The following is a 23,768-nucleotide window of genomic DNA, read 5'->3' as shown; positions in this document are numbered from 1 at the left end:
TTCAAGAGAAGTTGGGGATTTCTTCTTTGGAAATCATTTAGCAGTGCTAGAGCTTGGAATCTAAAGCAAAATCGCGATCTTGCTAACGAAAAATTATTTTCATTTATTCCAAGATATTGAAGAAAATGAAGCTTTCCCAGACTCCTGCTACACTATTGTGGGGAATGAACCTATGAAAGATTTTCTGGAAGCTGAATTAGTTACTGACTTGTTAATAATGACTTTCAAAAGTTTTAATGAGTTATTAATTGCCTAAAGCTAATTGAAACCATTTTTATGAATGGTGGAAGCCAGTTTATTCTTCTTAGCGGGGGCACTGCCATGCCGTGTCCCTAGCGCTCCCTCCATCAATTTGCCGTCACCCAATATCCCTAAATCTATACCGTGCAGAACATACCTCAAGATGATTCACCGAATGTTCCTGTCCAAAGAAATTGGTATTTAGTGACATTAACTCAGGTGTCGAAGCGTGAATTATTTTGCAAGCAAATTTTACACGCGATAGAACAAGAGAAACTACAAGATGTGATTTTAAGAGTGGAAATGCCAAAAGAATCTGTATATCAGAATTTGGTATTGCTGGAAACAACGAGTTTCAAAGCTCTACGCGATCGCTTGCGACAGCTAGACTACGATCCCAAAATTTCGCCTAAACCTTTAACTTCCGAGCAAGTTAACCGGATGTTGGGCTTATAAAAAAGCAGTAGGGGCAGGAAAACAATCCTGCCCCTACGTTTATGGATTAGCGGAGAAAATCGGTAACTTTAACGACCGGAAACGGCTAAAGCGCCAGCGATCGCGGAAACGATTCCAGACACAGTTGCCGTACCAAACAGCCACCAAGCGGCAGAGGCAGCAGCTTTGCGAGTTTCTTCCGCTTGCCGCTGCGCTTGATACTTCACTTCGTCTAAGCGGCGTTGCGCTTCCTGTTGGAGGCGATCCACCCGTTGCAGGACGCTGTTGCGTGCGCCTTCAATTTGATCGACGAGCCGGTTAGCATCTTCCTCGGAGATATCCTCGCGGGAAGACATGATAGCAACCAGAGTATTGCGATCGAAATGGGAGAGGCGATCGCGCAACGCATCAAACCCAGCTTGCGGATCGTCAAACAACTTGCGAACATCTTTCTTGATGCTGTCATAGTTGAGTTCTGGGCGATCCAGCGAGTTGAGGTAGTTGCGAATTTGGGCAAAAATCCCGTCAATTGTCTGTTGAATTCGCCGTTGAATGCTGCGAATTTGCTCCACAAATTGATCGCGTACCGAGAGGACTTGATCCACAATTCGGGCAGCTTCTTCCTCAGAGATATCCTGCCGTTGCGACAGCAGAGAGATCATCGTGTCGCGGTCGATGTGAGATAGGCGATCGGTCAGACTCTCAACTCCGGTGCGCGGATCGTGCAGCAACAACTGCAAATCGCGCTTAATTGCTTCTGGGTTGAGTTCGTCTTTGCCAGTATTCCGCAGGTAGTCTTGCAGCGTGCTTTGGAAATCTTGGATTTGTGCCTGCGTCCGGGTGGCAAGGCGACGAGGCGCTCTGACGATGTTTTTGATCGTCCCCTGCACCTGATCGATGACCTGATTTACTTGCTCCTCGCTTAGGTCTTGCCGTTGGCTCAGTAGCTTCACTAGGGTATCGCGGTCTACTTGAGATAGCCGTTGCCGCAGTGCCGTCGCACCTTCTCTGGGATCGGAGAGCAGCCTGGTCAAATCCCGCTGGATGCCTTCAGGATTCAGTTCGTCTTTGCCAGTGTTCCGCAGGTAATCTGCTAGAGCAGTGCTAGTTTTGTCTACCTGCTCTTTGGCTTTATCTACGACCATTTGCGGTGCTTGGACAACGCTGCCCCAAGAATGTTGCACCTGATCGATGATTTGATTTACCTGGTCCTCGCTCAAGTCTTGTCGCTGACTTAGTAGCTGAACTAAGGTATCGCGGTCAAAGCGAGAAGCTCTCGACCGAAGTGCCCACATTCCTGCCTGCGGGTCGTTCAGGAGAGTTTTGATATCTCGCTGGATGCCTTCAGGATTCAGTTCGTCTTTGCCAGTGTTCCGCAGATAGGACTCTAAATTGACCCACACTGCCTCGGTTTCCGATTGAATTCGGTCTCGGAGGGCTTGGGATTCGATCAGCACCCGATCGCGTGATTGTTCTAAATTCGTAGCGATCGCGTCAGCTTCTGTCTCGCCGATGTCTTCGCGTCCCCGCAGCAATTGCATCAAGGCATAGCGATCGTACAAAGCAAGACGACGCTCAAGGGTGTCATGGTCAGCATCTGCGTCTTCTAGCACCTTTTTGAAATTGTCGTTAACGCCTTCTGCGCTCAGTTCTGTCTTGGGTGCTGTTCGGATATAATCTTCAACTCGGCGGCGCAGGTCTTGCGTCCTTTCTTCTTCTTCAGCTGCCCGCACTGTCACCAAAACTTCTTGCCGGATGCCTTCCAATTGATCGGAAATGTCGTTGATTTTGTCTTGGGTAAAGACGCCCCGTTGTTGCAACAGGTTGGCAAAATATGACTTGTCTAGTTGCTCCAATTCCCGGCGAATTGTCCCCGGATCTCCTTGGGGGTCGTAGATGACTTCTTTGAATTCCCGGTTAAGTCCTGGTCGGGTAATCTGCCAGGAGTACGTGTTGAGCAGGTAGTTGTCTACATCTGCTCGAATGGTGCTGTAGGGGAGTTCTGGTTTAACTCCTGCTTGAGTCGCTAGTTTGTCGGTTTGCTCGGTTACTTTGTCTTTAGCTTTCGAGAGGGAACTTAAGATGGTTTGCACATCTAAATCTGAGAGATCCGTGCGTCCCATTGCTAATCCCATCAGGGTCGTTAAACCCTGTTGAACGCTTAGCTGAATTGGACCAGGAGCTGCGTCGTCGGCTGCTTTTTGATCGGCTTTTTTAGAGTCGCGCGTCTCTGCAATCAGCTGGTCGAGTTTGGCGTTGATATCATCTGACTTTACTTGACCCGGTTGTGCAGACTTGAGATAGTTGAGCAGTTCGCCCATCCGATCGGTTTGTTGTTCTCGCGATCCCACGGCTTGCCGCCATACGCCTTCGAGTTGGTCTACGATGCGGTTAAGGTCTCGTTTCGAAAGGTCTGTGCGATCGCTTACCAAATTTACAAATGTTTGGCGGTCGATGTTACGAAGATTATCGGTGTTAGCGATCGCTTTTAGTTGCGGGTCGTTGAGCAATCTTTCAAATTCACCCCGAATCTTTTGTATATCGAGTTCAGGGGGACGCAAGGACCCTAAATAATCCTCCAGCGTCTCGCGGATGCTGGCAGGATCGATTCCCGATCCCAGTTCTCGCCGCACGGCTGCTGCTGCTGCCTCTGCGGTTGACACAACTTGATTATTCACAGCTTGTGCGCCGATTGCTGCGGTTGCTGTGCCGACAATTGCTTGGAAGCCGCTGGTTGCAGTATTAACAACTGAACCCACTAACGATCCCACTGTCGTTGAACTTACCCAAAATAGCAGGCAGAAGTAGGTTGCCCAAATTACCAGACCGATAATGGCACCCAAGCCGCCACTGCTAATCAAGCTCAGTTTCACTGCCAGGAAACACGCGATCGCTAACGCAATGGTGACTGTCACCAGCGTCCAAATTCCGACTGCTGTCCCTATTTTGCGAATTGTCCCTCCCAAACTTCCAGATTCATCCCGATCGGAATCTGAATCTGATTGATGCCCCAAGTAAGAGATCCCGGCGGCGACTGAGAGGTTGGTTAACAATAATTGCAACGCAAAAGCTAACACTATCCCAGAAATCAGCGCTACAAAAAATTGAGGCCCTGAAAAGACAAGTGCCGCTTCTTCTGGAGTATTCACCGTTGGATCGACTGGTGTAACTTGAGCGAGCCAAAATAGGGTTTTGTACATTCCCATGAGTATTCCCGTACTCTCAAACATGATATTTTCTTCCTCAAAGCAAATCCCGCGCAAATTATAAATTAAGGTATGTTGAGTGGTCAAAATCTGCAAAAAAGACCACACTCTGAAACACCCGTTTGTCAAAAAAACGAGTGATTATCTTTCTGGTTTCTTTGTACTCATCTACTTAAGTAGTTACTCTGTATGTATCGCCTAACTCCTCTCTGTACGCCAGAATCGTCGAATCGGTCACTACAAAGCATCCTCCTGAGGTCTGAAATGTATACCTGTGGCAGGATGGAGAGAGTAAGGGAGTAAGCCGCGAGCAATAAAACTACATTTGCAGACCTTTTCCTAAAACACGCTGCTGCTTCTTTCCATAAGCACCTTTATCTAGGCGATCTGCTCCGAAACCATGACGTACAGTTTAACTTAAGGAGTGGAGCAATAACCTTTAATGAAAGTTTATCTTCTATCCAAATTTTAGGAACTGAATCAGAAGCTAGAGATACTTAGCTCAGGGCTTAGACTGAACGAATAAAATAATATATCAGATGCTTTTATGCAAGCCCCTATCGGTGTAAAATCGTTAAATATCTGAGAAAACACCAGGAATTCATTGTTCCAGGATTGTTTCTGATTCGTGAAGTAACCGCCCATTTTCTGAGATTTTTTTGAGAGAAGGTGCAAACGGAGCTTGCAAAAGTAACAGATATTCTCCATATCTTTAGAACTATAATGCTTGATTCATTCTTATCATAAATATCAAATTTAAATGCAATATGGTCATTAAGTAGAATTCCCTTAAAAGGTATAACTTAATTTTTAAGCTAATTATCCAATATTGCCAGCACCTATATTATCAGTTATTTCGATTTGGTAATTTTAGTAGATGTATTGAAAGTTTTAATTGTATTTGTAAATAAAAATTTAACTCTTGTTAGTTTTGATGGTTATAAACGTCAAAATCAACTGATTAACTGGGAACTTAACGAACATTTTAATATCAAAGTAATAATTTTATATTCCTTGAAGTGAAAGCTGGTGAGGGGTAATACGGTTTGGCTAGAAAAAGAACGTGAAAAAGTGCTATATCTCTATATCTATAGCGTTTCTCAGATGGCTGGAACATATTGTGGTTCTCACGTTCGGTAGCAGATTTTTGATTGCCATTCCCGTGCCGATGTATCTCATACCAATTCTCTGTAAAGATGCGCTTAATAATAGAATAATAGAGCTTCCGTGGCAGGCGAGCGAGCGGGTGAAGTGGAGTGAGGACTTTGTGGGAGGCATCTCGATGGCAATGGGAGGCATCTCGATGGCAAGCTGTTGACGAGCGCATCGGACTAGTTAGTGCTTGCCAGCCTGTTTTCAGCGTTTGCCTTTGCTCGTTTGCGATCGCTCTTGACACGCAAAACACTATCTATTTATTAAGCGCATCTTTAAAAAGAATTGGTATCACCTCTTTTTTCCTCAGCCCTTTTTGCCTCACCTCTCAGTCCTCAGTCCTCACCTCTCAGCCCTCAGTCATCTCTCCTCCCTTCTCTTACCAAGGGTTGCCAATCAACGTGAAAGCTGCCCAGTAGAAAGGATGCTCAAGACTTCTATTTCCCAGTCCAGCCATTGAGGGTGGCAAGGGAAAGCTGCCATTGAGGGTGCGGAGTTGACCTCCCTCTAAGCGCACTTTGCCTTTGAGCATTGCCACCTGTGCCTGACGCACCGCCTCCGCCTTGATGGGCGCTTTTTTCAATTGTTCGTAGAACTCTGTCATCAACCCCAAAGTCCCTTCATCGCTGACGTACCAGAGACTCGCTAGGGCTGACTTGACGCCTGCCTGCACTGATAACCCGGCAAAGCCTAATTCTGCCTGTTCATCTCCCAAGGCTGTGCGACAGGCACTTAGCACCAGCAATTCTACAGGAGGGTCATTCCAACCTAACTCCCGCAGCTGATCCAATCTCAGCTTGGTGTCCCACAGCTGAATATAGGAATTGCTCGGGTTCCCTGACTTAAATTCCCCATGCGTGCCTAGGTGAACAATTCCGAAAGGTTCTTGCTGACGCTGCGCCTTAAGATTTTTCAGAGTGAAGGCATCGTTGAGGAAAGATTTACCCGACCATAGGGAAGAGGCGATAATGGACAATTCCACGGGCACGGCGGGTAAGGGGTTTTGGTTAGTAAATTTGGCTGCTCCCATTGCCAGGACTTGGGTTTTTTTAATATCCCGGTAACGAGTATCGGTTAGGCTGAGACTCGGCATGAGTCCGACGCTGTATTTTTCCACTAGGAATTGTTGACCGTCATGGAGGGCAGCAACCGGAAGACTCCGCAACCCTGTATCCATGAGGAAAACCAAATTATCGATCTTGCTAGCTTCTAAATCAGCTTTTACGGGTGCTATCAACCACTTATAGAGTTGTTGGGAAGAATTGAGGTAACGGTTTGTTTTAAGCGGCTTAGTGATTTCTGAGCGAAATTCCTGGGCGACTTTGAGAACTTGACGGCGTGTTACCCCTGTGACTCTCCTGCGAATTGGTGGCTTTTTAGCTGTCACAATGACGAGTTCGAGTTGGTCGTTATCCTGCGGTAGGGGATTGTTTGACGATTGAGCTGGAAGTTGAGCTAGCTGATTTAGGGCTAATCCCTGAGAGTTGAATTGCCAAAGAATATCTAATTGTGGCGCGGGATAAGAGAGTTGACTTTTATCTGCTGCTGTTCCTGGTGTAACTGTTGCAGGCACAAAAGCAACATAAATGAGTGCCGGTTTCACTCCAGTTGCTTTCTCAATTTCGTTAAGAATTTCACGCGCCTCATCCAAGGTTTTTAAGGGAAGATCGGGAGCGAGTCCCAAATATTGCTGGAATTGCCTTGTAAACTCTTGGTCGATTTGAGCAACAACCGGATCGATTTCGACTGAGGCAAGGGTTCTCGTTGCCGGTATTCGTGTCAGTGGCGTCTCCTGCGGTGGTGATAATTCGCTGGAAAGTGGCGTTGGGGAAGGTGTTGGCGTGGGGATTGGCGTAGGAATTGGCGTAGGAATTGGTGTGGGGATTGGCGTGGGAATTGGTGTGGGGATTGGCGTGGGAATTGGCGTGGGAATTGGTGTGGGGATTGGCTCAGCTACATTGATGGTGAGCTGTTGCGGGGCGGAGAAGGAAACGCGATCGCTCGCACTAATTGTAAAGGCATTGAGCAAACCAGTCGCACCCGTAGGCGGTGTGTAAACTAAAACATCGCTCAACGACAAAATGGTTCCCGGTACGATGACGGTACCATCTTGTTTGGTCAGCGTTCCCCCATTAATGGCATCAATGCGTATTGAGGTAAAATCGCTATTTGCATCGGTTATAGATGGATTTAAACTCGCAACAGTGAATGTAATCGACTGATTTTGTGGAGTATCCGTTAGCAGAGTATTTGCGGTCAAAGTCGGTGCTTGGTTAATAAAGGTTATCTGAATCCCATCAACACTAGGATTGCCCACCTCGAAGGTATTGTTATTGGGAATCAGCGTATCGATAGATGGAATTATTTGTGTAGGAGAAGAAGAAATTAGCTCCCCATTCCCACTACTTCCACCCGTGTCAATCGCTCCTTCCGTACCGTTGTTAGTCTTATCGCCGACGATAAATTGAAAGTTATCTTGCCCCCCATCATGCTGGATGAAAACCGAGCCTCCTAGAGTCACTCCACTGGTGAGGATAGTTGCCGAAGTTCCGCCAATTATATTCAGTCCCTTAACAACTCCTAGGGAAGATATTGTGACATTACCACCGCTGAGTGAGCCATCGATTCCATCTACTTGTTCTTTAGCTTGGGTATTAATTGTATTAAAGGTAATATTGCCATCTGTTGTTAAGGTAACTAACCCACCTAATGCATTAGTAACCAGATCGGAAAAATCTGGATCGGGAGGGGGGGGATTAACAGTAGCAGAGGAATTAATGTTGCCGGCGATTATATCGTCCTTAGCTGTGAATTTGACCGCACCCCCTGTAGCAACGATGGGGTCAGTAGCAGAGGAATCAATATCGCCGGTTTGAATACTACCTTGGGCATCTAAGGTAACTGAGCCGCCTATCGCATCGAATAAAGCGGCACCACCACTTGTTTGGCTAACAACAGCAGAGGAATTAATGGCATCTGTTTTAAGATTGCCTCCAGATGTTATCTTGACGTCACCCCCTGTAGCTCCTGGATTATCTCCAAGGAAAAATATGTCAGCTTTTGCAAAAGAATTAATTGTGCCTGTAGTGATGTTACTGCCAGCTTCTAAAGTGACTGCGCCGCCTGTAGATTGAAAATAAGAGGTGGAGGAGGAATTGATATCGCCATTAACTGTAATTGTGCCGGTGTTAGTAGTTAAACTCACCAGACCACCATCATTATTATTATTAGAGGAAGTAATATCACCTGTAAGAATGTTCCCATTAGTGGCATCCAGGATGATACTTCCACTGTTCGCGTATAAGTTAGAGGTGTCTAGATTGCCGGTAGCGATCGCGCCGTTGCTACTGGTAAGTTGGATATTGCCACTATTGGTATTGATATTTCCAACATTGATACTTGCTCCTGAAATCGAGATATCTTTTCCATTAGTCTGAATGGTGTTCGCCGTATTTTGCATCACAAAAGATCCAACACCATCTTTATTAGCATCCGCAGTAAAAGTAATTGACGTGCCAGACGCGTCGTACAAGGGTTGGAAGTTCAGAACGCCGTCACTTGTAAGATTATTTATGGTGATGTTGTCAGTCGCTTGCAAAATCACATTGCCATAAGTAATTGCTCCCTCCAGTTCGGTTTCCGAGATCGTCAAATTTGCACCAGGGCTGTCATTAAAAAGGATTTGACTATCTCCTAAACCGAATTGACCGGAGGGCGGTGTTCCAGCACTTTGATCCGTTATCGTGATGTTGAGTGGATCGAGTAGTAAGGTTCCCGCCTTACCTTGTGGCGCAAGCGTATCCACCGTGCCTTTGAAAGTTAAGCTTTCCTTGCCTGAAACTTCCACAAATCCGCCATTGCCGGAATTATTGCCACCACGGGCACTAATATTGCCGTAAAATTCAGTTGCCTTGTCAGACCAAACGATCGCACGACCCCCATTACCCTTGTTCTTGCTATCGACATCGATCGAAGAATCTGGACTGATATATGTTCTAGAGGCATTTGGTACTGTGCCCTTCCCTTGATAATCGCCGCCAATTAGCACCGTTCCGCCGCCAAGACTGCCGGAAGCGTTGATGTTGGCACCCACCAGCCCTACTTTGTCACCCAGAACCTGCACTTTACCGCCAGTCTGACCGGATGCGTTAAGGTTGCCAGCTACAATCGCAGTACCTGTATCGGTGGGGATTGCAACGCCAGATCCCGTGAGTACCACTTGACCTTTACTATTAACAGTGAGTTTAGTCGCATTCCCAATTTTTCCGCCAGTCAGCAGCTGCGGTACGGATTGAGGATTAGGGATAGGGGATTGGGGATTAAAATTCTGAGTTGCGACCTCCAAACTGAGTAGGTTTCCAGGTTGACTAATCCGCACGGATTTTCCGCCGGAAACCGCTGCCACAGTAATATTTCCTTCTGGTGCCAAAAGTTGCCCAGTATTAACGATAGTGCCACCGAGTAAGGTGAGATTTTTCCCCTGTCCTACTGCTAAGTTTCCAGAGTTAACGATGGCACCGGGTTGGGGAGCCGTGAAAGCAAAAGTGCTGGGATTTCCTTCTAAAGCGGCATAATTATTGTTACCGATGGCATTAAACCAATTATTGCCAAAGCCGATACTGTTGGCGGTGGTGGCAGTGAAAGATGCAGGCACATTTAGACTAGCGTTGTTGCCAAATACAATTCCGGCTGGATTCATCAAAAATAAGTTTGAATTGCCGCCAGTGACTTGAATTAAGCCATTAATGACGGAGACATCTCCACCCACAACTCGACCGAGAATATTCTGAATGCTGGGGGTGGATAGGAAGTTGGCAATCTCACCTTGATGGAGATCAAATTGGTTAAAGCTGTGGAAGAGATTCTCACCTTGGCTTGATAGCTTACCGCCAGTGATGTCGAAGCGATCGCCATTGACGTTGACAAGGGTACCAGTGCCATCAGCAGCCGGAATGATGGGTTGTGCCAATGCTTTTTCTAAGCTGATGACTCCTGCTAGAGGCAAGGCTGCCATCACTAAGCTAACTTTTCTCACTAAGGGTTTCATAATTGCTCTCTCTTCCAGATATTAAGAAATATTGAACAACCAATCGCAGTTCTGCTTTGCCGAAGTCACTACGTTTTTGTTTACACGGGTTGTTCCTTTAACCAATCGCTAACTGTGATGTACTTTCTGGACAGTTATTATACTGCTGTTATAACTTATCTCAAACAGGATTGTCTTCAGGAACTAAAAACAACCAAGTCTAAGAAAAAAGTTTTTTTAGAAGAATTTGATGAGACTTATGGATGAATTTAATTTTATCGGAAAATACTGACAAAAAAGCGTCTATCCCCACCTTAGTATTTTGAAAGGAATTTTCTGCAAAAATAAAATCATAATCGTCAAAAATGATCGTGCCGCCAACTTTAACAAGCGCCCAAGTTAAAACTGCATCTTCCAGAACATCGCTGGCTAGGTGGGAGCCATCAATGTAAACTAAATCATAAAAACCCAAGGGTAACAAACGCAATATTTGTTGAGATTTACCTACTATTTTTCGTACCTTTTCCGCTGCACCCGTACGATTTATATTAAAGTCAAATCGCTCTTCTATAGAGCTTAGATAGTCACAATCATATCTTTGATGTTCTAAGCTACCTGCAAAGGTATCTATACAGGTAATTTGGCTAGAACTATCTATTAAAATATTTTCTAAAAACCAGCAAGTAGATCGCCCCTCCCAACTGCCTATTTCTAAAATATTTAATCCAGGTATTTTAGATAAAGGTTTAAGATGCTCATTCAAAATATCAAGGTTGCGGCTAAACCAGTCTGTAGAAAATTGATAACCTTTCAATATTGTCTCAATTTGATAACGAGCTTTTGAAAATTCAGGCTTGATTGTTAAGAGTTTACGGTAATAGCTCATTGCCTCGGCAACTCTACCCTTTTGCTGGAAAATCATGCCTAAATCGTAGTAGGCTTCAGGAAAGTCAGGTTTAACTTCCAGCGCTTTCTGATAACAAGCGATCGCTTGTTCAATCTGTTCTTGCATCCACAATTTTGCTCCCATTTTAAAATAGGCTTCAGCTAAGAGGTTTTGCGATCCCTGGTAGTTACTTATATCCCCTTGAACAGAGAAAAGTTGAGCAGATGTCTGCAAATCGGCGATCGCTTCTGGATAGCTACCCAATTTAGAATGGGCATTCCCCCGGTTATTGTAGGCGGCGGCAAAGTTAGGATTAAGCTGCAATGCCAGAGTATAATCGTCAATCGCTCCTTGACTATCTCCTAAATCGAAGCGTGCGACACCTCGATTAGTGTAAGCTTCAGGAAAATTAGGATTGATATTCAGCGCCTGAGTGTAATCCTCAATTGCTTTTTGCCCATCGCCAAGTCTGGAGCAAGTATTACCCCGATTGTAATAAACAACAGCATCATGGGGATTGAGATACAAGATTTGGCTATATTCCTCGAAAGCTTTTTGATGATAAATTTGCCAAATTCTCTGTACCGTTAAATGTCTTTCCTGGCGGTGATGTCTGTAAGTTTGGGCTTCGTGCTGTCTCCAGATAATCACTTGTTCGGCAACAGAAATCCCGGTTTGACCAGAGAGGAATAAGCTTAAAAATAAAGTGCCAGTTGAGAGATATTCGGTTTGCACTAGGTTGAAGATGCGGGGCAAGTCTTGTACCCAGTCTCCAATCTTGAGGCTGAAGCAGGGAGGGCAGAATTTTAAATTAGCGATCGCTTCTCGAAATAATTCATTTCCCTGGGCTTGATAAATTGGGGAAGGCACATCCTTGAACTGCCCGATAACCGCTGTATAAGGTAATGCTAAGGATGCATTGAGAAAGTTTGGTAAACTCTCTAGCGCCTCATCATCCCCATCTAGAATAAATACTTGTTTTACATTTTCTCTTTTTGCATCAGCCAGAGCCTGTATCAGCGTAGAAGCTGGCCCTTTATGCTCTAGGCGTCTAATTTGGCATCTATTTTTAACAGCAGCCAAATTAGGAAAAATATTGCTTCCATCATCGTATACAACAATATCAAAATCTCCCTGAATCGAACGGATAGCCCGTTCTAGATAGGGATAGCTAGGATCGTAATATCGAATAATGATCCGTGTCATCGCCGTCAACTTAAGAATACAGAACAGTGTTCATCCCACACCAGTCGCTCAAAATTTCCCTAGTCTGAGTCATGATGCTTTCGTTGCCACACTCCAAGTAATTTTCGTGTATCTGTCATAAGGAGTAGGGAAGCCCTGCCCTTACTGGCATCGGAAGACTCTAGAGATTGTGAAATTTAATTGTCTCCAATGATACTTTGCAACTTTTGGCAGTAATCTGGGATCTTTAGCCCAGAGTCTTTGCAGCACCTAGTGATGTTGTAGGCGATCGCGCATCCAGAGGGCGATCTGCTCACATCTGCGACTCTAATTGTTGTAACTAATTGGAAAATTCAGAAAATTCTATCAATCGCGCCATTTTCCGGCTGATAACCTTAAGCAGTAGGCTCTCTGGGGTTCTCTCTGTCTTAGGTCTTCTTGCTTATTTGTTAATATTTTGTTACAAACAAGAGAGTAAGCACTCTTATGGACGCGAAACATTATGTTAGGCGGCCTTACTGGTTTCACAAACAATACTGGCACTGATTGGGGAGAACGCCTCCTCAATACAGTCGCTAGCAAGACTATTCGCCACATGTTTACCCAGAGTGAGTCTGTGGAAGTTGCTGTTCGCTGCTATCCCTCCAGCAAGCTTTTGCAGGGCAGTATTGACAGCTTCAAAATGAGCGGTAGTGGTCTTGTGATTCGCCGCGAGTTTCGCACCGAGGAGATGTCGTTTGAGACAGACGCCGTCTCGATTGACTTCAGCTGTGTAATGCAAGGTCAGATTCGCCTTAAGCAACCTACTCAGGCAGTTGTACAGGTGACGCTAACCCAGGCAGATATTAACCAATCCTTTCAGGCAGAACTGGTGCAGAAGCGCCTGCAAGATATTTCCACACCAGCTTTGACAGATTTATCTGGCGGTCAGCCCGTTTCCTTTACCGAAGTCCAAGTACAGCTACTGCCCGAAAACCAAGTGCAAATTTTTGCAAAGGCAGATTTGGGCGAAAAAGGATTGGTGCCACTCAGCATGAAATCAACCTTAAGCGTGGAACGGCGACGTCGAATTCGGTTTAAAGATCCTCAATTTCAGGCAGAGGCGGTGCCAGAAGAAACACGGGAGATTTCTCAGACGTTGACCTCGGCATTTTCTGAAATTTTAGATAACATGGTCGATTTGGATCGCTTTAATCTTGACGGCGTAACCATGCGAATTAACCGTTTGGAAACCCAAGGAGATAAGCTAATTTTCAGTGGCTATGCCCAAATCGAGCGCGTTCCCAATAATCCTTGATTGTAGTCAATCGTCATGGGTTACTGGCAATCGCAGGGTCAGAACCGCGTTAAAAGGAACAGGGATAAGGAACGAGGATTGAACACCTCTGTTCTATCCTTAATTCCTAAAGGTCAGCGATCGCACAACTGTGTCTTAACCTCTCAGCCTTAGGATAACAGTAGTGTTATCTGGGAGATATCTTGTGACTGCTGGAACCTCACCCCCGCAGCTTCAGAGAGAGTTAGGGGTTTTGGGTGCCACGATGATGGGTTTGGGTTCGATCGTGGGCACGGGCGTGTTTGTCAGCATCGGCATTGCCGCCGGAATTGCAGGACCGGCGGTAATTTTGGCGATCGCGATTGGAGCCGTCGTGGCAACCTGCAACGGTCTCAATAGTGCCCAGTTAGCAGCGAATCACGCCGTCAGCGGTGGCAGCTACGAATATGGCTACAAGTATCTCAATCCGAGTCTGGGTTTTACCGCAGGCTGGATGTTTCTCTTGGCAAAAACTGCTTCAGCAGCAACGGCAGCTTTAGGTTTTGCTGGCTACTTGCTGAATGCGACGGGTTTGTATGGGCGGGGATTTCTGATTCCCACGGCGCTAGCTGCGGCGATTTTGATGGCTCTGATTGTTTTGAGCGGGATTCGCCGCTCTAATCGCGTCAATATTGCCATCGTGTCGGTGTCGCTGCTCTCTTTAATTTTCTTTGTCCTTATCTGTCTACCGCGCGCCACAGAGGTTGGTACAGAAAATCTCACGCCATTTTTCAAAGGTTCTCCGGCGACGGTACTCCAAGCCAGTGCGCTGATGTTTGTGGCTTACACGGGTTATGGAAGGATTGCCACGTTGGGCGAGGAAGCACGGGAACCCCGGAAGACAATCCCAATCGCGATGATTGTTAGCCTGGGGGTGACAATGCTGCTTTACATGGCAGTGGCAACGGTTGGCATTGGGGCGGTCGGGACAGAAATTTTGGGCAAAGCAACCCAGGCACAGGCAGCACCCCTCGAGGTGGCAGTTCGCAGCGTTGCCGGTTCAAGAGGTGCGGCGATTTTATCAATTGGTGCGATCGCGGCGATGCTGGGGGTACTATTAAACTTGATTTTGGGTTTGTCCCGCGTGCTGCTGGCGATGGGAAGACGCCGGGATATGCCCAGAATTTTGGCACGGCTAAATCGGCAAGGAACGACACCCGATTTAGCGGTGGTCGTGGTAGGAATTGCGATCGCCCTTTTAGTTCTGCTTGGCAATGTCAAAACGACTTGGTCATTCAGTGCCTTTAACGTCTTGATTTACTACGCAATTACTAATCTGGCAGCATTAAAGATGCCAGATTCAGAACGGCTCTATCCCAAATGGATAGCCTGGGCAGGTCTAGGATCTTGCCTGTTCCTGGCTTTCTGGGTAGAGCCGCAAATCTGGCAAATGGGTCTGGGATTAATTGTCGCTGGTCTAATCTGGCACCAAGTCAGGCAAAGAGTTAGGGAGTTATGAGTTATTAACTCATAACTCCCTAACTCAAAACTTTTCCTAGCGACCAACACCGATGTATTGGAAACCGGCGCTTTCTATTTCCTTCCGGTTGAGGAAGTTACGACCATCAATCATCACCGCGTTGTTCATCAGCTTAGACATTTTGCTGTAGTCTAGGGTCTGGAACTGCTGCCAGTCTGTCACCAACACAAGGGCGTCACAGCCATCAGCCAGCCGTTCGGGATCGGTTTCCACCATCACGCCGGTTAACCCATGACGCATCCCAGTTGAAGAAACAATTGGATCGTAGGCTTTCACTTTCGCTCCCAGCCGGTTGAGTTGCTCGATGAGATTGAGCGCTGGAGCATCGCGCATATCATCGGTATCGGGTTTGAAAGTCAGACCTAGCAATCCCACCGTTTTGCCTTTGAGGATTTTTAGCGCCTGTTGCAGTTTTTCGATCGCAATCACGCGCTGGCGCTGGTTGACACTCACAGCAGATTTGAGCAGTTGAGCTTCATAGCCGTAGTCGTCCGCGGTATGAATCAAAGCCGAGACATCTTTCGGGAAGCAGGAACCACCCCAGCCAATCCCAGCTTGCAAGAACTTGTTACCAATCCGAGAATCCAAACCGATGCCCTTAGCGACTTGGGTAACATCAGCACCAACGCGATCGCAAATATTGGCAACTTCGTTGATAAAGCTGATTTTGGTTGCGAGGAAGGCATTCGCGGCGTACTTAATCATCTCAGCAGAGTTGATGTCTGTCACCACGACGGGCACTTGCGGTAAGGATTTGTCTTCTGCCACCTGGCGCTCGACGATGGGAGCATAGAGTTCCTGCATCATGGCGATCGCTTTCGGATTGGTGCTACCCAGCACAATCCGATCCGGGTTAAAGGTGTCGTAAACCGCCGAACCTTCGCGCAAAAATTCTGGATTGCTAACAACATCAAACTGAGGAGTTGTTTCTAGTGTCAACTCCTCGGTAACAACGCCACCAGCTCCCACTAGGGACTTTTGGCGTTCCAGAACGCCATCAAGTACAATCATCCGCACCCAGTCCCCAGAACCAATTGGCACTGTGGATTTATTCACAATGACTTTGTAACCACCGTCAAGATGAGCGCCAATTCCACGGGCAACGGCTTCAACATATCTGGTATCGCTTTCACCATTTGCCAAAGCGGGCGTCCCTACTGCGATGAACAAAATTTCTCCATGAGCCACTCCAGCACCCAAATCGGTAGTGAACTCAAGATGCCCTGACTGGGAAGCCGATTGCATAATTTCTGACAGTCCTGGCTCATAAATCGGGGACTGTCCTGCCTTCATCAACTTGACTTTTTCTTCGTTATTGTCAACGCAGATGACATGATGTCCAATATGAGCAAGACTGGCACCCGTGACCAAGCCAACATATCCAGTGCCAATTACGCAAACACGCATAGGAGTAAACCTCAAAAAAATTGGAATGACAGTTCTGGGGGTACGATTCTGTTGGGTAGTCTTTTGTTAAAAGTCATTGATAATTAACTTTTGACAAAGGACTCTAATTCACGAATCGCTGGGGATGCGATTCTCCGGCAGAGAAGCTAAGCGATCGCGAAAATCTTCTATAGTCAGTTGTAACCCTTCTTGCAAGGGTATTGTTGGCTCCCAATCTAGCCAAGTCTTTGCCCGCGTGATATCCGGACGCCGTCGGCGAGGATCGTCTTCTGGCAGTGGCTCAAGCTTAATCTTCGAGTCTGGGTTCACCATTTTTTGGACAGCCTCAGCCAGCTCTAAAATCGTATATTCATCGGGATTCCCTAAATTAATCGGTCCCGTATGCTCGCCATTCATCAGCCGCATCAGCCCTTCCACTAGGTCTGAAACGTAGCAGAAACTTCGGGTTTGCGAACCATCACCATAAACGGTTAGGGCGGTACCCCGCAGAGCTTGCACTACAAAGTTGCTAACCACTCGACCGTCATTTTCTAACATTCGAGGGCCGTAGGTGTTGAAGATTCGCGCGACTCGAATTTCTACATGATTCTGGCGATAATAGTCAAACGCCAGTGTTTCTGCAATTCGCTTGCCTTCGTCATAGCAGGAGCGAATTCCTATCGTATTGACATTACCGCGATATTCTTCAGTCTGGGGGTGGATTTCAGGATCGCCGTACACTTCTGAGGTGGAAGCCAAGAGTAATCTCGCCTTCACCCGCTTTGCCAGTCCTAACATATTCAGTGTACCCAGGACATTCGTTTTCACGGTCTTTACTGGGTTGAACTGGTAGTGTACTGGAGAGGCGGGGCAAGCTAGGTGATAAATTTGCTCCACTTCCAAGCGTATCGGTTCGGTGATGTCGTGACGGATGAGTTCAAAATATGGATTATCCAGCCACTTCAGGATGTTGCGTTTGTGTCCGGTATAGAAGTTATCGAGGCAAATGACTTCATGCCCTTGCGTCATTAGCCGGTCGATCAGATGGGAACCGATAAAACCAGCACCACCTGTGACTAAAATTCTCATCTGGCAATTGAGTCTTTTAAGAGTTGGAATCCATCTTAGACTAACCTTGCCATGCGATGGTGTCCAGATGTACCTGCATTTTCAATAAATCTTTGAAGATATCGATGAAGATAATGTAAAGATTAGCGATCGCTCTTGGGCATTCATTTGTTCACCTCAAGTTCCTTCCTTTCCTACTCTCAGCCTGAGATAGTACCCTATGTAAGAAGCCAAGCTACGAAAATACGCTGGATTCCTAAGCTTAGCTTAAAAATCCAGCGTAAGTCTCAATTCAGTAGTTTCAATCCAAGCGCTACTCTTGATCCAGGCGCAACACTGCCATGAAAGCTGATTGCGGTACATCAACCGTCCCAATCGACTTCATGCGCTTCTTCCCTTTAGCCTGCTTCTGCAACAACTTTTTCTTTCGAGAAATATCACCGCCGTAGCACTTGGCAAGCACATCTTTTCTCAAAGCGGGGATATGTTCGCTGGCGACAATCTTACTGCCAATCGCGGCTTGAATCGGAATCTTGAACTGATGCCTGGGAATCAGTTCCTTCAACTTTTCTGTCAAACCACGTCCTACGTTGTAAGCCTTATCCCGATGCACAATCATCGCCAAGGCATCAACGGGGTCGTTGTTGATTAAAATATCTAGCTTAACCAGGGGATTTTCCTGATAGCCAATCAAATGATATTCCATACTGGCATAGCCGCGAGTTCTGGACTTCATTTGGTCAAAAAAGTCCGTCACCACTTCCGCCAGGGGTAACTCATAAGTCAGCGTGGTTCGCCCCTGCGTTAAATACTTCATATCTTTGAAGACACCACGCCGGTTTTGACATAACTCCATCAAAGTCCCCACATAGACTTCTGGGGTAATCATGTCTACCTTGACATAAGGCTCCTCAATTTTTTCCCGCTCGTTCGGCGGCGGTAGGTGGCTGGGATTATCAATGTAAACTTCCTCTCCCTTATTGGTAATCACACGATAGACCACCGAAGGAGCGGTGATAATCAAATCTAAATCGTATTCCCGCTCTAGACGCTCTTGGACGATCTCCATGTGCAGCAAGCCCAAGAAGCCGCAGCGGAAGCCAAACCCCATCGCGCTGGACGTTTCCGGTTCGTAGTTCAACGCCGCATCATTTAATTTCAGTTTTTCCAAGGCTTCCCGCAAGTCTGGGTATTGGTCAGCATCGGTGGGGAACAAGCCGCAAAAGACCATCGGCTTCGCTTCAGTGTAACCGGGCAAGGCCTCGCTAGCAGGGGCATTCGCTAGGGTAATGGTGTCTCCTACGCGAGCATCTTCCACCGCTTTAATTGCCGCTCCTAGGTAGCCCACTTCTCCGGCGTGCAGTTCGTTTACCGGCTTCTGAGTCGGGGAAAGGATACCCAATTCGTCAATTTCATATTCTTTGCCGGTCGCCATCAGACGAACGCGATCGCCTTTTTTGACCGTACCATCCATCACCCGGAAGTATACAATTACACCCCGATAGCTGTCATAGTAACTATCAAAAATTAAAGCTCTCAGCGGTTGGGACACCGTATCTATCGGCGGCGGGACTAAGTGAACGATCGACTCCAGGATCTCGTCAATCCCAAGCCCTTCTTTTGCAGAAGCGAGAATTGCACCGCTACAATCCAGTCCGATAATTTCTTCAATTTCTCCCTTTACCCGATCTGGCTCAGCTCCAGGGAGATCGATTTTATTTAATACTGGAATAATTTCCAGATTATTCTCAAGGGCAAGATAAACATTGGCAAGCGTTTGCGCTTCCACCCCTTGAGAGGCATCCACTACCAAGAGTGCGCCTTCGCAAGCAGCCAGAGAACGCGACACCTCGTAGGAAAAATCAACGTGACCAGGTGTATCAATTAGATTTAGAACGTACTGTTGACCATCCTTGGCGGTATAGTTCATTCGGGCAGCTTGCAGCTTAATCGTAATGCCGCGCTCCCGTTCTAAATCCATATTGTCCAGGAACTGTTCCTTCATCTGCCGATCTTGCACCGTGCCCGTAAACTGCAAGAGGCGATCCGCCAGAGTGGATTTTCCGTGGTCAATGTGGGCAATGATCGAGAAATTACGAATGCGAGAAACAGGTACGTCAGTCATAGCCAAACAAAAAGGCACGAACGGCAATTGAAAAGTTCAGCGGACTTCAAATATTGTAATGTTTCCGATGCCCAGGCAGTTAGGACAGCCGCAGATATGTCCTAACTGTCAACGTGAAACAATTCTTTAACTTTGAGTAGGACAGTTACCGCCTTCGATGACTATACAGTAGAAAATCTGCGCGGTTTACCTAAATCAGAGACAGCGATAAAAATAGATGCAGGACTGAGGACTGAGGGTTGAGTAGGGAGGACTGAGGACTGAGAGTTGAGGAAGGAGGACTGAGGGTTGAGGAAGGAGGACTGAGTAACTGTCAAACAGTCAGTCAAGCGAAGCGATAACCATTTAATTTGGCATGGGAGGGTGATGAGAACACAGCAAAAGGTATTGTGAATCTAAAGACTTAAAAAGAAATCTTGTGTATTCAAGTAGATTAGGGCACATTGGAATTAAATCCATGCAAAAACTGCTCTGATGAAAAACCTTTAAAAAAAGGGTAATTTTCTGATGAGAGAACGACTTCTCTACCGAAAAGTGGCAATGCTTCAGGAGCAGCCGTCCTCACCAGAAAATAGAGCGCTATTGCCAACTAGCAGTTAGCGCCCAGAGAATGTCAGAATGCATACTAGGGATCGGAATTGCAAAATTTTGTTGCCCATTAGGATAGGAGCTGCATTCTACTGACTGCGTTGCTTGCATCAGCAGTTAGCATGGAAAGACGGCGCATCCTCTTCCGCGTTGGTTTTGCTTGGAAATGTCATCACTGCACTGATATGAACGATCGGGCCAGATATTCTCAGGGTTCAGCCGAAAAGGTGGAAATTTCTATCCACCTTGATTCTGAACTGTTAGCACAAATTAAGCACCTGACCAACGATCCGAGTAAGGTCATTGAGACGGCAATTCGGCAGTGGCTTAGAGGTGAACGAGATCGAGATGATGAACTGACTCGGAACCTAGAGAGGAATCCGCCCGTGCCTCCGAGAGGGGAATGGAACGATTAATGCAAAATAAAGAACACTCTAGATGTAGACTTTAGCCGCAGGGCAAGTCTTTTGAGGTTGTATCTATCACAGAAAACGGCTGGTAATCATTAGCTTCTTCTCCTTTTGCAGTTTACAGGTATACTCTGATGGCGGCTCCTGTTAATGTCTCACTGCCAACTTTCGAGTCAACTGTGTCAAGTCCAGATCAGTACCAAAAACTGCTGAGTCAGATTGCTAGGAATATCCGTCGCACGCTCGATCTAGATACCATTTGGCAGCAAACGGTTAGAGGGCTAGGAGAAGCGCTTAACGTTAGTCGCTGCATCATCTGCAACTACGAAAGTTCTAAGCCCAAAGTGCAGGTGGTGGCGGAGTATTGCCAGGAGACGTTTCGGTCGATGCTGGGACAACAGTTACAGCTTGCCGAGCAACCCTATCTAAGGCAAGCACTGGAGACGCAAGGCGAGCCAGTTGTGGTAGAACAGGCTGGGGTAAATGCGTTTGGGCAACAATCGGTATTAGTCGTTTCCACCTGCTATCAAAACCAGCCAAATGGCGTCATCGCTTTACAACAGTGCGATCGCACTCGGCGATGGAACGATGCCGAAGTTGAGTTAGTCAGAGAACTGGCAGATCAGGTGGGAACCGCGATCGCTCACGCCACCCTGTATAAAGAATTAGAAGAAGCCCGCGAACAAGCAGAAGAAGCTTCTCGCCTCAAATCAGAGTTTCTGGCAAATACTTCCCACGAACTTCGGACACCGCTAAACGGCATGATTGGCTCCCTGAAGCTGATCCTAGATGGGACCGTAGACGAGCCAGAAGAGCAACTGGATTTTATCCAAGATGCTTACCGTTCAGCTTTACATCTCCTCAACCTGATCAATGACATTCTCGATGTCGCCAAAATTGAAGCAGGCAAAATGGAGCTGGAACTGGGACAGGTGAAGCTGGAAGAACTATTCGGGGATGTTGAGGAATTTACCCAGAATCAGGCGCAGCAGAAAAACCTGAGCTTATGCATTCAAATGCCATCTACCTACGATGAAATTATCCTGTATGGCAACTACCAGCGGCTGCTCCAGGTGATGTTAAACCTGATAGGGAATGCAATCAAATTTACCCATGAAGGCGGCGTCACGGTCAGCGCCGAGGTCAGTAAAAAGAAACTTAAGTTTGGAGGACAGGAATGTCCAGGCGTCGTGAAAGTCCAAGTCGCCGATACGGGGATTGGCGTCTCCCTTGACAAGCAAGACAAACTATTTCAATCATTTAGCCAGGTGGATGGCTCTCGCACTAGACAGTACGGTGGTACCGGATTGGGATTGGCAATATCTCAAAGGCTGGTAGAAGCAATGGGTGGGGTCGTAAACTTCTACAGTATGGGCGAAGGTCTGGGTTCAACAGTTACGTTCACCGTGCCTCTGTATCAAGAGCCGGTAATGATTTCAACGCAACAGACAGGTTCGATGGATTGTTAATGTAGGTGCTACTTTCGGGGATTGATGAAATTGGATTGAGTTGGCTCTACCAGTTGAAAGCACAAACAAGCTGCTTGCTGGTAGTTTCAGGCTCTACGATGAAATTTCGAGAAAGCAAGCACGCCAACATAGCCTGCGAGGTCAACAGGATTCTATGACTGAGCCAATTTCCGAACCGTACCAAAACTTTGAACTAAATTGCTAACAGGAGCGATCGCACACTCGCTCTAAAAGCGATTTTCCAGCAAACGGTTGAAAGTTTGGGAAAAGCATTGGACATAAGCTGGTGCCTTAGTTTCAATTGTTCGGTAAAGTGAATGGCTCTCACACAACTCCCGATGCGGGTACGGGACTCGGACTCACAATCTCTCAAAAGCTGCTCGAAGCAATGGCTGGCAATATTCATGTTCATCGTTACGGCGAAGGACTCGCTCAATAGTCATGGTCACTGTACCCCTGTATCAAGCTCCAGTGATGATTACTACGCCACAGACGGGTTCAATAGGGCTATTAATCTAGGTGGGTACAGCGACGCTATCGGGTTTTTCTGCTAACCCCAGTTTTCAGAGAATTGTGTCGCCAAAGCGTGTCACTACTCTGCAAAGATTTTTACACTAGGAAAGAAGTTGATTAAAGTAAGAGTCTATGACTGAGCAAGCAAATGCTCGTGACTTGTTTCGGGCTGCCTACGAAAACCGCTACACCTGGGATACTAATTTCCCCGGATATAGTGCTGATGTAGAACTCAAGCAAGGTGATGAAGTCTACAAAGGCAAAATTCGCATCAACAGCGACATGACTGTTGAAGTTACCGGCATCGAAGACGAAACGGTGCAAGAGAGCATCTATACTCAGCTCAGGGATATTGTCACCCACCGCAAGCGGGGGTCTTTTGACAAAGCTCACGGCAAGAACGAATTTAACCTGGGGGAAACGGATGCCAGCGGCGCAACGGAAATTCTGGTTAAAGGCGATGCGATGGGATCTAACTACAAAATCCGAGGCACTGAAATTTGCCAGGTGAGTCGGGTAATGGGTCGAATGGCATTTGTCATCGATACCGCTGAAAGTTTAGACACCGGAGAAGGCTACGCCGCCAGTCGCTACGATGTTGTCTTCCGGAATCCTCAGACAGGTGAATTGCTCAGAGAAATGCAATTTGAGGATACCTTCGAGAAAGTCGGCGATTACTACGTGATGACCAAGCAGGTAATTCACGCGAATGAGCAAGGTCAAAAAACGACCACCGAGTTCAACTACGCGAACGTCAAGTTACTGGAACCAGCAGCGGTATAGGCGGTCCGCGTTACGATACCCTCTCGGCTGTCCCCAGTGTTCTCCATTTTCGCGATGAGTTTTTATCTCTGCGTGAACTAGGATCAACATAGCAGCAATAGAAAGAAAGATTCGATAAGGTAAACTAACCATGTCACAAACACTGGCACTGACTTCAGAAAACGTCGAACAAGTTTTGGATGAACTGCGCCCTTACTTAATGTCCGATGGTGGTAACGTTGAGCTGGTAGACATCGACGGTCCAGTCGTGAAGCTACGCCTCCAAGGAGCCTGCGGATCTTGCCCTAGTTCAGCAATGACGCTGAGAATGGGAATTGAGCGCCGCTTGCGTGAATTTATCCCCGAAATTGCCGAAGTTGAGCAAGTCCTTTAAAGGCAAAAGGTAAAAGGCAAAAGGCAAAAGATTTTTTCTGATTTCTTTTGCCTTTTTAGTTTAATTGAACCAGTCTTTTCAAAGCCAAAGGCAAAAGAAATAGAACAAATATTTCTTTTGCCTTTTTA

General features: G+C 46.7%; 14 protein-coding genes and 1 pseudogene. 9 read left to right on the top strand and 6 right to left on the bottom strand.

Annotated elements, in window-relative coordinates; translation table 11 throughout:
- Positions 1-384 precede the first annotated feature (384 nt).
- The gene (locus NDI33_RS19610; protein WP_190411315.1) at positions 385-696 is read left to right on the top strand and encodes a chromosome segregation ATPase; all 312 of its coding nucleotides are present in this window, start codon (positions 385-387) and stop codon (positions 694-696) included.
- A gap of 68 nt (positions 697-764) precedes the next feature.
- Here NDI33_RS19610 and NDI33_RS19605 read toward each other — a convergent pair whose 3' ends face one another.
- The gene (locus tag NDI33_RS19605) at positions 765-3,905 is read right to left on the bottom strand and encodes an MFS transporter (protein WP_190677929.1); all 3,141 of its coding nucleotides are present in this window, start codon (positions 3,903-3,905) and stop codon (positions 765-767) included.
- Between the two features lie 1,232 nt (positions 3,906-5,137).
- Here NDI33_RS19605 and NDI33_RS19600 point away from each other — a divergent pair.
- Positions 5,138-5,452 (top strand): hypothetical protein, encoded by a 315-nt coding sequence (locus NDI33_RS19600; RefSeq protein ID WP_190677926.1) that lies wholly within the window; start codon positions 5,138-5,140, stop codon positions 5,450-5,452.
- Here the strand turns inward: NDI33_RS19600 and NDI33_RS19595 are convergent.
- A complete protein-coding gene (locus NDI33_RS19595; protein WP_242033245.1) occupies positions 5,413-10,080 on the bottom strand; it encodes a CHAT domain-containing protein in 4,668 nt (1,555 codons plus the stop codon). The two genes, NDI33_RS19600 and NDI33_RS19595, sit on opposite strands and share 40 nt — an antisense overlap.
- 199 nt (positions 10,081-10,279) lie before the next feature.
- Positions 10,280-12,151: a tetratricopeptide repeat protein gene (locus NDI33_RS19590; RefSeq protein ID WP_190677924.1), complete on the bottom strand. Its 1,872-nt coding sequence runs from the start codon at positions 12,149-12,151 to the stop codon at positions 10,280-10,282.
- Positions 12,152-12,632: 481 nt separating this feature from the next.
- Between NDI33_RS19590 and NDI33_RS19585 the strand changes: the two genes are divergently transcribed.
- Together NDI33_RS19585 and NDI33_RS19580 are read left to right on the top strand one after the other, a co-directional pair.
- Positions 12,633-13,427 (top strand): DUF2993 domain-containing protein, encoded by a 795-nt coding sequence (locus NDI33_RS19585; protein WP_190428742.1) that lies wholly within the window; start codon positions 12,633-12,635, stop codon positions 13,425-13,427.
- 184 nt (positions 13,428-13,611) lie between these two features.
- Positions 13,612-14,904: an amino acid permease gene (locus NDI33_RS19580; protein WP_190677921.1), complete on the top strand. Its 1,293-nt coding sequence runs from the start codon at positions 13,612-13,614 to the stop codon at positions 14,902-14,904.
- Positions 14,905-14,940: 36 nt separating this feature from the next.
- Here the strand turns inward: NDI33_RS19580 and NDI33_RS19575 are convergent, their stop codons facing one another.
- The 3 genes from NDI33_RS19575 to lepA all read right to left on the bottom strand — a co-directional run bounded on the left by NDI33_RS19575 (position 14,941) and on the right by lepA (position 19,504).
- Complete coding sequence (locus tag NDI33_RS19575; protein ID WP_190411322.1) at positions 14,941-16,332, bottom strand: UDP-glucose/GDP-mannose dehydrogenase family protein; 1,392 nt, start codon at positions 16,330-16,332, stop codon at positions 14,941-14,943.
- 108 nt (positions 16,333-16,440) lie between these two features.
- Entirely contained in the window at positions 16,441-17,400 is a 960-nt protein-coding gene (locus NDI33_RS19570) for a UDP-glucuronic acid decarboxylase family protein (protein WP_190526465.1), read from the bottom strand.
- A gap of 292 nt (positions 17,401-17,692) precedes the next feature.
- Entirely contained in the window at positions 17,693-19,504 is a 1,812-nt protein-coding gene (lepA, locus tag NDI33_RS19565) for a translation elongation factor 4 (RefSeq protein WP_190411324.1), read from the bottom strand.
- Between the two features lie 773 nt (positions 19,505-20,277).
- Here lepA and NDI33_RS19560 point away from each other — a divergent pair.
- The 5 genes and pseudogenes from NDI33_RS19560 (at position 20,278) to NDI33_RS19540 (ending at position 23,640) form a co-directional block, all read left to right on the top strand.
- A complete protein-coding gene (locus NDI33_RS19560) occupies positions 20,278-20,508 on the top strand; it encodes a type II toxin-antitoxin system CcdA family antitoxin (RefSeq protein WP_190411356.1) in 231 nt (76 codons plus the stop codon).
- Positions 20,509-20,696: 188 nt separating this feature from the next.
- Positions 20,697-21,971: pseudogene (locus tag NDI33_RS19555) on the top strand (ATP-binding protein); the annotation flags it as partial.
- Positions 21,972-22,284: 313 nt separating this feature from the next.
- Positions 22,285-22,410, top strand: a complete 126-nt coding sequence (locus NDI33_RS19550; RefSeq protein ID WP_277878926.1) for a hypothetical protein — start codon at positions 22,285-22,287, stop codon at positions 22,408-22,410.
- A 206-nt stretch (positions 22,411-22,616) separates the two neighbouring features.
- The gene (locus NDI33_RS19545; RefSeq protein WP_190411327.1) at positions 22,617-23,267 is read left to right on the top strand and encodes a DUF3386 domain-containing protein; all 651 of its coding nucleotides are present in this window, start codon (positions 22,617-22,619) and stop codon (positions 23,265-23,267) included.
- A gap of 130 nt (positions 23,268-23,397) precedes the next feature.
- Complete coding sequence (locus NDI33_RS19540; protein ID WP_190411328.1) at positions 23,398-23,640, top strand: NifU family protein; 243 nt, start codon at positions 23,398-23,400, stop codon at positions 23,638-23,640.
- The last annotated feature ends 128 nt before the right edge of the window (positions 23,641-23,768 follow it).

The sequence above is a fragment of the Trichocoleus sp. DQ-A1 genome (assembly GCF_039961955.1).
In the GTDB taxonomy this organism is placed as follows: domain Bacteria; phylum Cyanobacteriota; class Cyanobacteriia; order Cyanobacteriales; family FACHB-T130; genus FACHB-T130.
This window is presented reverse-complemented; position numbering and strand designations above follow the sequence as displayed.